Consider the following 13,857-nt stretch of genomic DNA (forward strand, 5'->3'; position numbering starts at 1 on the left):
AATAAAAATGGCTGCCCATCAGGCAGCCATTTTATTATTTAGCACAACTATTTCACTTTAGTCCATTGCTGATTCTTTCTTAGGTTTTCAAAAAACTGATATACCTCCGAAAGCTTTTCGCTTCCGCGTTTTCCATAATCTTCTACATTTTTTGAAGTTCCGTCAGCGAATTTGATTCTTAAATAAGAGGTTGGAAGGTCAGTAATATTGTGTTTGCCATATTTGTCATTTAAACCTTTTACATTTAAACCATCCAGCAAACTGATTAATTTATTATAATCTTCTTCTTTGATGGTTCCCTTGAAAGTTCCTTCACGTGGTTTGGAAAATTCATCCTTTGAAGGTTTATCATTAAAATTAAAGTGTTCTGCTTCAAAAACGGCAGTTCTGTCCGGACTGATTGTCATTTTAAAAACAGGACAGAATCCAAAACATGGAGTAGCTTCGTACTCAATTTTAGTATATTTTGAATTTACTTTTTGAGAAGTTGTACAGGAGGTTAAAAACACAAAAGCACAAATAGCTAGCAAATATTTCATAGTTTTTTTCAATTTCAGAGAGTCTCCCAATAATTGTTCCAAAACATAAAATCTTCTTTTCCTTTTATGTTAAATATAAAATAGAAAGCCTGCTTAACCTTGTATTTGAACCATTAAGATGGTATTAAGGTGTTAAGAATATGAAGATGGGCCTCGCTTTATGATTAAAAATCAGCATGATTTACTTAACTATACTTTATTTCTTAAATTTATTCTTAATGGTTTAAAATATTGAATGGTAGAAAAATACGGTTAATTTTATAAATAAAAACAGCCTCAGAGAAAATCTAAGGCTGTTTTTTTATGATGCAGTTCCATTTTTCAAAAATAAAACTCGTGAATCAATGTATTTCTATCCGTGCAATTGTTTCCAGATAGCATCTTTCAGTTCCATAAGGCCTTCTCCGGTAACACCTGAGAAGAACAGAGGCTGTTTGTTTTCAGGGAACTCTGCTGCAATTTCTTTTTTCAGCTCATCATCCAAAAGATCAGATTTTGAAACGGAAATAATGAAATCTTTATCCAAAAGTTCAGGATTATACTCCTTCAGCTCATTTTCAAGAATTTTAAACTCCTGGAAATGATTTTCAGAATCTGCCGGAATTAAGAATAAAAGGATAGAGTTTCTTTCAATATGTCTCAGGAATCTGTGTCCTAAGCCTTTTCCTTCTGCTGCTCCTTCAATAATCCCGGGAATATCAGCCATTACAAATGATTTGTAATTTCTGTAATCTACAATCCCAAGGTTAGGAGTCAACGTGGTAAAAGCGTAATTAGCAATTTTTGGTTTTGCTGCAGAAACAGATGCTAAAAGTGTAGATTTTCCAGCGTTTGGAAACCCAACAAGTCCTACATCGGCCAAAATTTTAAGTTCGAAGACAACATAGCCTTCTTCGCCATCCATTCCGGGCTGAGCATATCTTGGAGTCTGATTGGTAGAGGATTTGAAATGTTCGTTTCCTTTTCCGCCTTTTCCCCCCTGCATCAAAATGATTTCCTGTTTGTCATCAAGGATTTCTCCGATAATTTCACCTTCTTCATTTTTAGCGATAGTCCCAATAGGAACATCAATATAAATATCAGAACCGTCAGCTCCTGTCAGCTGGTTTTTAGCTCCGTTTTCACCTCGTTCTGCTTTTATGTGACGGGTGTATCGGAGTGGAAGCAAAGTCCATTCATTAGCATTTCCTCTCATGATGACGTGTCCGCCACGACCTCCGTCGCCACCGTCAGGACCACCTTTAGGAATATACTTTTCACGGCGAAGGTGGGCAGAACCAGCACCTCCGTGTCCGCTTTTACAATGGATCTTTACGTAATCTACAAAGTTAGACATATAGTTTGTGTTGCGAGTTACAGGCTACGGGACGAAATTTCCTATCCCGCACCCGTATCCCGATTATTTAATTTTCTCTACTTCAGCGAAAAGTTTTTGGGAAATCTCATCAATTTCTCCAACACCGTTTACCTCTACATATTTACCCTGCTGCTTATAAAGCTCGGCAACTTCTGCTGTTTTAGTATAATATTCTTTAATTCTGTTTTCGATGATCTCTACATTGCTGTCGTCTGATCTTCCGCTGGTTTCACCTCTTTTCAGAAGTCTTTCAACCAAAATTTTGTCCTCTACTACCAATGAAAGACAGATGTCAATATCGTCATTCAGTACTTCTTTAACGATTGTCTCCAAAGCTTCTGTCTGAGCAGTTGTTCTTGGGTATCCGTCAAAAATAAAACCGTTGGTATCAGTAGGTTTTTTGATCTCGTCGATCAGCATATCTGTTGTTACCTGATCCGGAACCAATTCTCCCTTATCGATATATGACTTAGCCAATTTTCCAAGTTCAGTGTCATTTTTCATATTGTATCTGAAAAGATCACCTGTTGAAACCTGTTTTAAATTGAATTTTTCGATTAGATTCTGAGCTTGTGTTCCTTTTCCACTTCCTGGAGGGCCGAACAGAACAATGTTTATCATAATGTTGATACGCTTTGGGCAATTGGCATTTTGCTTCTGGCTCCTGGCTTTTGGCCGTTTGCTCTTTTGCTTTCAGCTTTTTTAAGTTATTATTAAATTTATTTCTTTATATAATTTTTAAGCTAAAAGCTATCAGCTAATAGCCAACAGCGTTTAATGGTTGATTTGTCCGTCTTCCAACTGATATAAATTTGGAAGGTTTCTTCCCAATTCATCGTAATCCAGTCCGTATCCAAGTACAAACTTGTTAGGAATTTCCTTTCCGATATAATCCAGTTTAAAATCTTTCTTGTAGATCTCTGGTTTCAATAGGAAACTAGCCAGTTTTACAGATTTAGGACGTTGTGTTTCTGTGAAATATTTGAAAAGACTTTCAACCGTATTTCCTGTATCTACAATATCTTCAACAATAATAATATGACGGTCTCTTACGTCTTTAGTAAGCTCCATTTTCTGATAAACAATCCCTGTAGATTCAGTTCCTACATAAGAGCTCATTTGAATGAAGGCAATTTCGCATTCCCCCGGGTAATATTTTAAAAGATCTGAGAAGAACATCACCACCCCATTTAAAACACCAATGAAAACAGGAACCTCATCCTTGTAATCTTCATAAATTCTTAACGCTGTCTCTTTTACAATTTCCTGAATTTCGGCATCCTTTAAATAAGGAACGAAAGTTTTGTCGTGAACTTTAATGCTTTCCATAAAATTTTTAGTAGGAGGCAAAGTTACGGATTTTTGATTAAAATACTTTCCTGTTTTTATCAGTTTGAAAGTTTGGTGGTTTCGGGATCGTAGAATTGAACAGGATGATGAAGTCTGTTTAAATAATAATAAGCATAAGCTTTTGAAAGTGACAGCCCCAAAAAAAGGATGCCGGAAACAGTTTAAAAAAGCAACTGTTTGAAATGTAGGAATAAGAAGAGGATGATAAATGTCTTGACTAGTGATGAAAAATCAATATTCCAGAAAATGACTATCTTTGTTCTTTCAAAACCCAAAAATACAGGCATGTAGGATGTAATTTCTTTCAGATTCAATAAAAACAGTAACGAAGATGTTGCTGGTGTTCAACCATTATTAAGAAAGAAATCATGATTTTACTGCAAAATATATCCTTTGGGTTTCCGGGAGGAAATCTTCTATTTAATCATATCAATTTAACAATACAGTCTCAAACCAAATCTGCTTTGGTGGGAAGTAACGGCATGGGAAAATCAACCCTGCTGAAAATGATCGCGGACGAAATACAACCTTTAGAGGGCAATATAAATATCCTTGGTGATATTTTTTATGTTCCCCAGATGTTCGGAAATTGTAATCATCTTACCATTGCAGAATCTCTGAAAATAGATCAGAAATTACATGCGCTTCAAAAAATCACCAACGGAGAGGTGGATGAAATTTATTTTGAAACGCTCAATGACGACTGGGACATTGAGGAGCGATGTCAGCATGCTTTGGAACATTGGGGACTTGAAAATTTTGAATTAACTCAAAAGCTGGAAGCCTTGAGCGGCGGGCAGAAGACCAAAGTTTTTCTTGCCGGAATTCAGATCAATCATCCTGAAATCATCATATTGGATGAACCGACTAATCATCTTGATCTTGAAGGGAGGAAGCTGTTGTATGATCTTATTGACAAAACAAATGCGACAGTTGTTATTGTAAGTCATGACAGGATTTTGCTCAATCTTGTTGATACCATATTCGAATTAAGTAATCAGGGAGTCGCAACCTATGGGGGAAACTACGATTTCTATGCAGAACAGAAAGAAGTGGAGGAGGAAGCTTTACATAATGATATTCATTCCAAAGAAAGAGCTCTGAAAAAAGCAAAAGAAAAAGAACGGGAAACATTAGAAAGAAAGCAAAAGCTGGATGCAAGAGGGAAAGGAAAACAGGAAAAATCCGGAGTAGCGAGGATTATGATGAATACCCTCCGGAATAATGCTGAAAAAAACAGTTCAAAACTGAAAAGTATACATGCGGAGAAAATCAGCGGAATTTCAGGCGACTTGAGAGACTTACGTTCTTCTTTAAAGAATTCCGAACAGATGAAAGTTAATTTTAATGATTCCAATCTGCATTCAGGGAAGATTCTTGTTGCGGCTGAGCATATTAATTTTAATTATGGAAAGGAAAAACTCTGGAAAGAAAATCTTAATCTTGAGTTGCGAAGCGGAGATAGAATTTGTATTAAAGGTTCAAACGGTTCCGGGAAAACCACACTGATAAAGCTTCTGTTAGGGAATTTTAAACCTTCCGAAGGAAAAATAAGCAGGGCAGAATTCAACAGTATCTATATTGATCAGGAATATTCTCTGATTGATAATGATTCGACCCTGTATGATTTTGTACAGACTTTCAATGACAGCTCATTGCAGGAATCCGAAGTGAAAACATTACTGTCCAGATTTTTGTTTGGTAAAGATACATGGGATAAAAAATGTGGTATGTTAAGTGGAGGAGAGCGTTTGCGACTACTTCTTTGTGGTCTTTCCATCAGCAATAAGGCTCCAGATATAATTATCCTTGATGAACCTACAAATAACCTCGATCTGCAGAATGTAGAAATTCTCACCAATTCTATCAAAGGCTATCATGGAACCCTTCTGGTGATTTCCCACGATGAAGTTTTTCTGGATGAGATCGAGGTGAGCAGTGAGGTTTTATTGGAATAAGAACTATATTCATACTTTGTCATTCCGTAGGAATCTAAATATGATGAGGTTTCTGCGAAATGCTGATTATTTATTTTCTGCTAATGTATAATGTAAATGGTATTCAATAGGGGCGGGCTTTAGCCAAAACTTATCATAAAAAATCCCGGAAATCAATTTCCGGGATTTTATTTTCTATGAATTTTAAAAATTATTTCTTCGTTTTCTTAATCGCATGCAGGTAAATCTTTTTGATACTGTTTCTCTCTTCTTTCTCACTGATGCTTTCAAGAGCAGGAAGCAGAGTCGTATTATGCTTAGTCTTCAACTTTAAAATTTCTCCCAGTGCAAATGCAGCGCTCCAGCGTACCACAGTTCCTTCATGTTCTGTATTACCGAATAAATTAGCAATGGCCTGATCCAGATTTTCAGTGAATAAATGTGATGTATTGCCTATCACTTTGGCACTTTCCCATTTTATTCTGGGCGGTTTTTCGGTAAGCATTTGAGTGACAAATGCAAATACGGTTTCATCTGCAAGGTTTGGATTTTGTTTTGTAGCATATTCCAAAGCTTCAATGCAGGTCGCTTTTACAGGATCTTTTGATTTTTCAGCGAAAGCAATCAGTTCATCAGTAGGTAAAGATGCATCAATAATCCATTTGCTTATAATATCTACCTTTTCTTTGGATTTTACAGTCTTGTCTTTTATAAGTTCTTCAATAGTCACGGTGATTGATTTTGATTTTCCAGTGTCCTAAAATAGTAATTCCTTTTGATTATTTATAAATCTGCTAAATCTGCACGATCAGCGAAATTTTTTAATTTTTTGAAATCCAATTATAGATTCCATTCAAAACTTCTTCTCTTATTCCCTCATTCAAAATCTCATGACGCATATCGGGATAAATGTTTACATCTACATGCTGAAAACCGTCAGCTTTTAAATTGTTGACCGTATGCATTACGCCTTTTCCAAAATCACCAATCGGATCATTCTGCCCACTTACAAAAAGAAATGGAAATGATTTTGAAATAGAAGAAGCCCAGTTTCTTGCTGTAGCTTTTTTATAAATGGTAAATAAAGTATAAAAAGCATTATGAGTGAACGGAATTCCACACAGTTTGTCCTGTTCAAAGGCTTTTCTGTTTTTGGGGTTTACACTCAGCCAGCTGGTATCACTGAAATCTTTATCCTTTTTAAAATGTTTGTTATTGACACTTGTGAAAACAGAATTCAAGAAAGTACGATGACGAGGCGCGATGACATTAGCTAATGATAAATAACCTCTCAATAAATTGATTCCCGGAAAAGGTCCACCAGTTCCTGTAATGATAGCTCCTGAAAATTGACTGCTTGCTTTTTGAAGAAGACAGCGCGTAATAAAAGATCCCATGGAATGTCCCAAAATAAAATGAGGAACATCCGGATATTGCTCTGCAAGATGATTTGCCATCATTTTTGCATCTGCAACAAGCCTTTCATCCGGTTTTTCAAGCTGGAAGAAACCAATCTCTTTTTTCTCTTTTACGGATTTTCCATGTCCCAGATGATCATACGTCAATACAGCAATTCCATGACTGGCAAAATATTCTGCAATTTCTGCATATCTTCCGCTGTGTTCCTGCATACCGTGAACAATGAGCAGGGTAGCTTTTGCTGTTTCCGGAGAAAATAGAGTGCAGAATAGCTGGGACTCACTGTTTATTTTTGATGGAAGGTAGACTGAGGTTTGGGATACTGGCATAATAAGTAGGATTTTATATTATTTTATCTCAATGTCAGGAAGTTTATAATTTCCAACAATTTCAATTAATTGAGAAGAATTAGTTTTTAAATTATTAAAGAAAACATCCATATTCTTCTCATATCCTCTTTCACTTACTGCAAAAAGAAGAACACCTTTATTTTTGCTATTATTAATAAGTTTATAACGGTAAATATTTCGTTCAGCAATCAATATCTCCTTGCCGTCCTTTGAATTTTCGCTAATAAGAAAATCTAAAATATATTCTCCATTATTTTCAAGAATCTGATAATTAACAATAGGGTTATTTTTTTTCATCTCCTGAAGTTCTCCTACTTTTTGATCAATAACATCTTTAAGAGTGAAATCACCTTTTACAAACTCAATTAAAACCATACTGTTGTAGTGGTTGATATTTTCTTTTGAATTTAAATATTCCTGCTTGAAATAATTTCCATTAGGATGAGAACTCCACGCCAAATTATATTCTTTTTGGTTCAAATTAACAGGCCCGGGAACATTTAGATAATCATTTACTTTATTTTGAGCTTTTAGATGAAATAAAGGAATAATTATAAGTAGAAATAGAATTTTAAATTTCATTTTGTATAATTTTAGAGTAAATATAATCCATTTTATATAGGTATGAAAGTAAAAATTATATGCATGAAGCTATATTCAACCTCATGATTTTCATCCCAACCCAAAATAAATATCCTCTATAATTTGGTCGTCATTTTTTTTAAAAGTAATTTTGCACGAATCTAAAAACAAAAGTAAAATATGTCAACTTATGTAGTTGTAGGTCTTCAGTACGGAGATGAAGGCAAAGGAAAAATCACGGATGTTTTATCAGCAAAATCGGACTATGTAGTACGTTTCCAGGGTGGAGACAACGCTGGTCACACGGTTTATGTAGGTGATGAAAAATTCGTTCTACACCTTCTTCCTTCAGGAGTTCTTCAATGCAAAGGGAAATGTATCATTGCGAATGGAGTAGTGGTAAACCCTAAATCTTTTATTAAAGAAGTTGGTCAGATCGAGAGCAAAGGCTTAAGAACAGATCACATCTTTATCAGCAGAAGAGCGCATGTGATCATGCCTTACCACATCCTTTTGGATACTTACCGTGAAGAGGAACACGGAGGAACTCAGATCGGAACTACCAAAAAAGGAATCGGACCTTGTTATGAAGATAAAATTGCAAGAATCGGGATCAGAATGGTAGATCTTTTAAATCCTGAGATTTTAAGAGACAAAATTGAGAAAAACTTAAAAGTTAAGAACTCTCTTTTTGAAAAATATTACGGAAAACCAACTTTAGACGTTGAAGAAATCTACAACGAATATTTAGCAATCGGAAAACAGCTTCAGGACAGAATCGTTGATACTGAATTAGAGCTGAACGAAGCCATCAGAGACGGTAAAAATGTATTGTTCGAAGGAGCTCAGGCGTTAATGCTTGATATCGACTTCGGTACATACCCATACGTAACTTCATCTTCTCCGTCTACAGGAGGAGTTTGTACAGGAGCTGGTGTTCCGCCAACTTCACTTCAAAACCTGATCGGAGTAGCGAAAGCTTACTGTACAAGAGTAGGAAACGGACCTTTCCCTTCTGAATTAGATAACGAACTGGGTGAAAAAATCAGACAGATTGGAGGTGAATTCGGTGCGACTACAGGAAGACCAAGAAGAACAGGTTGGTTAGACCTTGTTTCTTTAAAGCACGCTTGTATGATCAACGGAATCAACAACCTTGTTATTACTAAGCTTGACGTTCTTACAGGAATTGAAAACCTTAAAATCGTTACTCATTACAAAACTGAAGATGGAAAAATTATTGATTATTTCACTTCTTCAACAGAAAAGCTATATAATTACGAACCAATCTACCAGGATTTACCAGGTTGGAACGAAGATATTACAAAAGCAAGAAGCTATGATGAACTTCCTGACAATGCTCAGAAATATATCGAGTTTATTGAGAAATACTTAGGAATTAATGTATACTTAGTTTCTGTAGGTCCTGAAAGAAGTCAGAACATTATCAGAAAAGAATTATTCTAATATTCTTAGAAATAAAATAACAAAGAGACTATCATTGGATGGTCTCTTTTTTTGTTTGAATGCATCCTTTAATCAAGAGAGAATTTCAATCTTTAATTTTTATCTACTTTTGTCTTAAAACAAAAGTGTAAATAAAAAATAATGGAAGAAAATAAAATACCCCAAGGTTTTCTGAACAATATTGTGATCAGTTTATATCTTACCATTGCCTATGCTGTTTTAATTATTGTTTATTTAGGACTGCCGTTTAATGTAAGTTCGGATTTTTTACTGATCCTTTTTATAGTCTGCAGTTTGTCTTTTAGTATAGGAGCAATCTATTTTGCAGCTAAAAGTTATTCGAAAACAAAGATCAGCTCTGTTATTCTGATTATTATTAATGCACTGGGATTATTAATACCTCTTACCCTTCTTTTACTACTGATATAATCTTTCTACTAAGCTAGTGTTCTGTGGTTTGTGCTTTTTATTCTTAATTGTTTTTATCAAAAATAGGTTTGTTTTTCTGTATAAAATTTCTATTTATAAATGTTAAAATTCAAACATTATCATAAAATTTTCTAATATTATGTTGTTTTGGTAAAATTGTGGCAGATGTTTTGATATTACAACATTACTTATCGATAAGAACAACAAAACTAATAATCAAATTTTTTTTAACAGTTTAAATAGTAGTAGTGATGAAACAACATAATCAAAACCAGGAATTTCGTTTTAACGAAGTTCTGTTCGAGCACCGCAATAAAGAATATGGTGCCTATGCATTAAGAAACGAATCAGATAGAATATTAACCAAGGCTCTTTTCATAGGAGCGAGTTTAATGGCCGCAGTATCCCTTACACCGTTTGTGATTTCTGCATTTAAAACTCCGGAAGTAATTACTGATGGTGGATTTGTGCTTCCTCCTCCGATGATTATTCCAGAGGAGAATAAGCCTAAAGACCCACCAGTACAAATTGTAAAACCAACTCCTCCGGCGCCTGTTGTAAAGACATACGATGACAGATTACCGGAGCCTAAAGCAATTGTCACCAATGAAAAACAAGTTGAGGATAAAACGAATGCAGTAGCAAGTACACAGACATCGGAAGGTAAAGAAATTCCAAATACAACCTATATTCCGATTGTTCCACGTGTTATTGGAGGGGATGGCCCGCCTACAGTGAAGACAGATCCAGTAGTTGAAAAGACGGATCCTACAATTATTGATAAGGATCCTAGTGTAGAAGCTAGTTTTGCAGGAGGAATAGACTCCTTCAGAAATAAAGTAATGAACAACTTCGATGGTTCAGGATTTGAATCAGAAGATGTTGTAAAAACGACAGTTACCTTTATTGTAGAAATGGACGGAACAATCTCAGGGGTAAAAGCTAATGGAACCAACGCCGATTTTAACAGTGAGGCAATGAGAACAATCAAAAACATCTCAAGTAAGGGAAAATGGATTCCTGCCAAAAACAAAAAAGGAGAATTCGTAAGAAGTTATTTCAAATTTCCAATCTCAATGAAATTTGATAATTAATACGAAAAGACAAATTTTAAATAGTTATCCACAAAGAATTTTTTTTGTGGATAATTTTTTTTATCGTTAAAATGCTTATTAACAATATTTTAACTCAATTTTGATTTTCTTCACTCACCGAGAGCAAAGAAAAAAGTGTATTTTTGAAACTTAAAGTTCTAATAATGGCAAAAATCATAGGTATTGCTAATCAAAAAGGAGGCGTTGGTAAAACTACCACCGCTGTTAACTTGGCGGCAGCATTAGGAGTATTGGAAAAAAGAATATTAATCATTGATGCTGATCCTCAGGCGAATGCTACATCCGGTCTGGGTGTTGAAGATGTTCAGTATTCTACATATAATCTTTTGGAACATAGTGCAGAAACAAGAGTTTGCATCAAAAGAACTGCGACTCCGAACCTGGATATTATTCCGTCGCATATCGACCTGGTAGCCGCGGAAATTGAATTGGTAGACAAGGAGGATCGTGAGTATATGCTGAGAAAAGCACTGGCCAGTGTAAGAGACGATTATGACTATATCATCATCGACTGTGCGCCGAGTTTAGGGCTTATTACAGTTAATGCTCTTACAGCAGCAGATTCTGTGATCATACCTATCCAGTGCGAATATTTTGCATTAGAAGGACTTGGGAAACTTTTGAATACCGTTAAAAACGTGCAAAAGATCCACAACAAAGATCTTGGAATAGAAGGTCTTCTTCTTACGATGTATGACAGCCGATTGAGATTATCCAATCAGGTAGTGGAAGAAGTGAATCTGCACTTCCCGGAAATGGTTTTTGAAACCATTATCAGCAGAAATGTAAGATTGAGCGAAGCACCAAGTTTTGGAGAAAGTATCCTGAATTATGATGCAGAAAGTAAAGGAGCTGTTCAGTATATTCAGTTAGCTGAAGAAGTTCTTTTGAGAAACGAAAACTTAATAAAGAATTAAATTAATAATAAATGGCCAATAAGTGTATGCTGGTCATCACTTATCAAACATCATTTATCAATTATATCTATGAAGGACAAAAAAAGAGCTATGGGACGCGGTTTGGGCGCTATTTTAAGTGCAGAATCTAAAGCAACTGTCAATTCAGCTACTGATGAAGGAGCAGATAAGTTTGTGGGAAATATTGTAGAAGTTTCGCTTGAAGATATCTATCCGAACCCGACGCAGCCGAGAACTTATTTTGATGAAAAAGCATTAAACGAACTTGCACAGTCTATTGAAAACCTAGGTGTGATCCAGCCGATTACCCTGAGGAAAGACGGTGAAAAGTTTGAGATTATTTCCGGGGAAAGACGTTACAGAGCAAGTAAAATTGCAGGACTAACGACTATTCCTGCCTATATCCGTTTAGTGAATGATCAGGAACTTCTTGAGATGGCTCTTGTTGAAAACATCCAGAGAGAAGACCTTGATGCTATTGAAATTGCATTAACTTATCATAGGCTTTTAGAGGAAATCGGTCTTACTCAGGAAAACCTTAGCCAGAGAATAGGGAAGGACAGAAGTACCATTACCAATTCTATCAGACTCTTAAGATTAAACCCGGATATTCAGAATGCCATTAGAAGTGGTGAGATTTCTGCAGGACACGGAAGAGCAATCATTAGTCTTGAAAGTGAAGAAGATCAGCAGGTTTTGTTTGATCTTATCATCAAAGAAAAATTAAATGTTCGCCAGGCAGAGCAAGCTGCTGCTGCATTGAAGAATCCAAAATCTCCCGCTGCAAAAAAAGCAAAAGTGGAGCTTTCCAATAACTATAAAAAAGCCCAGAAGACCATCGCTGATATCTTAGACGTAAGAGTAGAAATCAAATCTTCTGGAAATGGTAAAAAAGGTAAAATTGTTCTTGACTTCAAAAATGAAGAAGAATTGGAATATATTTTGTCCCATATTAAATAATGAAGAAAATATTTTTCACATTTTTCTTGTGTTTCGCTGCACTGGCTTATTCACAAGTAAAACCTATTGATACGGTTCGGATGCAGCCTCTTCCGAAAGCGGAATCTCGTGTATTGAAGCCAAGCAAAACAGAAGCAAAGATTATTGAAGATCTGGAAAAAGCCAATGGTCCTACAGTAAAAACCATAAAGCTGAATCCTACAAGAGCCGGATTATATTCTGCTGTTTTACCGGGATTGGGACAGTTTTACAACAAAAAATACTGGAAAATTCCCATTGTTTGGGGAGCTGTAGGAGCTGGAGTAGGTATTGCTGTATGGAATGACAATCAGTACAAAAAGTACCGTGAATATTATGTAGCGAAACTGAATGGTACTCCTAATGAATTTGTAGACAGTCACCCGTGGCTGGATAAAAGAGCTTTAGGAAATGCCCAGGACAGAGCCAAAAGACAAAGGGATTACGCCATCGCTATTACAGGATTAATTTATATTCTGAATATAGTAGATGCTGTTGTAGATGCCCACCTTTATGAAAGCCGCCATGACCCGGATTTGGTTTTTAAACCATCGGTTATTCAGGATCAGTATGGATATAGCGCTCCGAAAACAGGCTTCAGTTTAAGTTACAGATTCTAAAAGACAACATATCTGCAGAAAGATTTTAAGATTAAATGCAGTATTAAATAATAAAAAGATCATATGAAAATAGCATTAGTTGGTTACGGTAAAATGGGTAAAATCATTGATGAGATCGCGCAGAAGAGAGGTCATGAAGTAGTTGCCCGTCTGAAGGAAACCCCCACTGCTGAGAATCTTAATAATCCGGATGTTGTGATTGAATTCTCATTACCGGAAGTTGCATTTGAAAACATTAAAGCTTGTCTTGAAAATAAAATTCCGGTGATCTGCGGAACAACAGGCTGGCTGGATCAAAAAGCTGAAATAGAAAAACTGGCTGTAGATAATGATACAGCATTCTTATATGGTTCCAACTTTAGTTTAGGCGTAAATTTATTCTTTGCTTTAAACGAAAAACTGGCTGATCTGATGAAAAATGTAGATGAATACTCTTGCCAGTTGGAAGAAATTCACCACATTCACAAAAAAGACGCTCCAAGTGGAACAGCTATTTCCATTGCAGAAGGAATCATTCAGAATAATCCGAAATTCGATGCATGGAAGCTGGAAGAAACAGAAGGCAGACAGCTTGGAATTTTTGTGGTACGTGAAGATGAAGTACCGGGAACTCACAGCGTGTATTATAGAAGCGAAGTAGACGAAATTGAAATCAAACATACTGCTTTCAACAGGAACGGTTTTGCACTGGGAGCTGTAGTAGCTGCAGAGTGGATTAAAGATAAAAAAGGAAACTTCGCAATGAAAGACGTTTTGGGGCTTTAATTTGTAACAAATTCTGTAAATTGCGACAAATA

At 35.7% G+C, this 13,857-nt stretch carries 15 protein-coding genes; 8 read left to right on the forward strand and 7 right to left on the reverse strand.

Going from position 1 to position 13,857, the window contains the following annotated elements:
• Positions 1-47: 47 nt before the first annotated feature.
• The 4 genes from LKL37_RS00340 to LKL37_RS00355 all read right to left on the reverse strand — a co-directional run bounded on the left by LKL37_RS00340 (position 48) and on the right by LKL37_RS00355 (position 3,225).
• Positions 48-539 carry a DUF6438 domain-containing protein gene (locus LKL37_RS00340; RefSeq protein ID WP_431608608.1) on the reverse strand — a complete coding sequence of 164 codons (492 nt, stop codon included), beginning with the start codon at positions 537-539 and terminating at the stop codon, positions 48-50.
• Between the two features lie 352 nt (positions 540-891).
• A complete protein-coding gene (gene obgE / locus LKL37_RS00345; RefSeq protein ID WP_431608609.1) occupies positions 892-1,875 on the reverse strand; it encodes a GTPase ObgE in 984 nt (327 codons plus the stop codon).
• Positions 1,876-1,938: 63 nt separating this feature from the next.
• Entirely contained in the window at positions 1,939-2,517 is a 579-nt protein-coding gene (locus tag LKL37_RS00350) for an adenylate kinase (RefSeq protein WP_047374143.1), read from the reverse strand.
• Positions 2,518-2,670: 153 nt separating this feature from the next.
• Positions 2,671-3,225 carry a phosphoribosyltransferase gene (locus LKL37_RS00355; RefSeq protein WP_431608610.1) on the reverse strand — a complete coding sequence of 185 codons (555 nt, stop codon included), beginning with the start codon at positions 3,223-3,225 and terminating at the stop codon, positions 2,671-2,673.
• A gap of 389 nt (positions 3,226-3,614) precedes the next feature.
• Here LKL37_RS00355 and LKL37_RS00360 point away from each other — a divergent pair, with 389 nt between their 5' ends.
• Positions 3,615-5,204 (forward strand): ABC-F family ATP-binding cassette domain-containing protein, encoded by a 1,590-nt coding sequence (locus LKL37_RS00360; protein WP_431608611.1) that lies wholly within the window; start codon positions 3,615-3,617, stop codon positions 5,202-5,204.
• Between the two features lie 190 nt (positions 5,205-5,394).
• On the opposite strand, the gene LKL37_RS00365 is transcribed toward LKL37_RS00360, so the two are convergent.
• From LKL37_RS00365 to LKL37_RS00375, 3 genes are all read right to left on the reverse strand, one after another.
• Complete coding sequence (locus tag LKL37_RS00365) at positions 5,395-5,913, reverse strand: hypothetical protein (protein WP_431608612.1); 519 nt, start codon at positions 5,911-5,913, stop codon at positions 5,395-5,397.
• A gap of 91 nt (positions 5,914-6,004) precedes the next feature.
• Positions 6,005-6,931, reverse strand: a complete 927-nt coding sequence (locus LKL37_RS00370; RefSeq protein ID WP_431608613.1) for an alpha/beta fold hydrolase — start codon at positions 6,929-6,931, stop codon at positions 6,005-6,007.
• An 18-nt stretch (positions 6,932-6,949) separates the two neighbouring features.
• A complete protein-coding gene (locus LKL37_RS00375; RefSeq protein ID WP_431608614.1) occupies positions 6,950-7,534 on the reverse strand; it encodes a hypothetical protein in 585 nt (194 codons plus the stop codon).
• A gap of 180 nt (positions 7,535-7,714) precedes the next feature.
• Here LKL37_RS00375 and LKL37_RS00380 point away from each other — a divergent pair, with 180 nt between their 5' ends.
• From LKL37_RS00380 to dapB, 7 genes are all read left to right on the forward strand, one after another.
• A complete protein-coding gene (locus tag LKL37_RS00380; RefSeq protein WP_426477582.1) occupies positions 7,715-9,001 on the forward strand; it encodes an adenylosuccinate synthase in 1,287 nt (428 codons plus the stop codon).
• Between the two features lie 141 nt (positions 9,002-9,142).
• Positions 9,143-9,430 carry a hypothetical protein gene (locus tag LKL37_RS00385; RefSeq protein ID WP_431608615.1) on the forward strand — a complete coding sequence of 96 codons (288 nt, stop codon included), beginning with the start codon at positions 9,143-9,145 and terminating at the stop codon, positions 9,428-9,430.
• A gap of 251 nt (positions 9,431-9,681) precedes the next feature.
• Complete coding sequence (locus tag LKL37_RS00390; RefSeq protein ID WP_431608616.1) at positions 9,682-10,524, forward strand: energy transducer TonB; 843 nt, start codon at positions 9,682-9,684, stop codon at positions 10,522-10,524.
• Positions 10,525-10,688: 164 nt separating this feature from the next.
• Positions 10,689-11,462, forward strand: a complete 774-nt coding sequence (locus LKL37_RS00395) for a ParA family protein (protein WP_047374161.1) — start codon at positions 10,689-10,691, stop codon at positions 11,460-11,462.
• A 69-nt stretch (positions 11,463-11,531) separates the two neighbouring features.
• Positions 11,532-12,422: a ParB/RepB/Spo0J family partition protein gene (locus tag LKL37_RS00400; protein WP_431608617.1), complete on the forward strand. Its 891-nt coding sequence runs from the start codon at positions 11,532-11,534 to the stop codon at positions 12,420-12,422.
• Positions 12,422-13,060 carry a DUF5683 domain-containing protein gene (locus LKL37_RS00405; protein ID WP_431608619.1) on the forward strand — a complete coding sequence of 213 codons (639 nt, stop codon included), beginning with the start codon at positions 12,422-12,424 and terminating at the stop codon, positions 13,058-13,060. The genes LKL37_RS00400 and LKL37_RS00405 overlap by 1 nt, the downstream gene beginning before the upstream one ends.
• A gap of 63 nt (positions 13,061-13,123) precedes the next feature.
• The gene (dapB, locus tag LKL37_RS00410) at positions 13,124-13,825 is read left to right on the forward strand and encodes a 4-hydroxy-tetrahydrodipicolinate reductase (protein ID WP_431608621.1); all 702 of its coding nucleotides are present in this window, start codon (positions 13,124-13,126) and stop codon (positions 13,823-13,825) included.
• The last annotated feature ends 32 nt before the right edge of the window (positions 13,826-13,857 follow it).

Source organism: Chryseobacterium sp. 'Rf worker isolate 10', assembly GCF_050753305.1.
Taxonomy (GTDB): domain Bacteria; phylum Bacteroidota; class Bacteroidia; order Flavobacteriales; family Weeksellaceae; genus Chryseobacterium.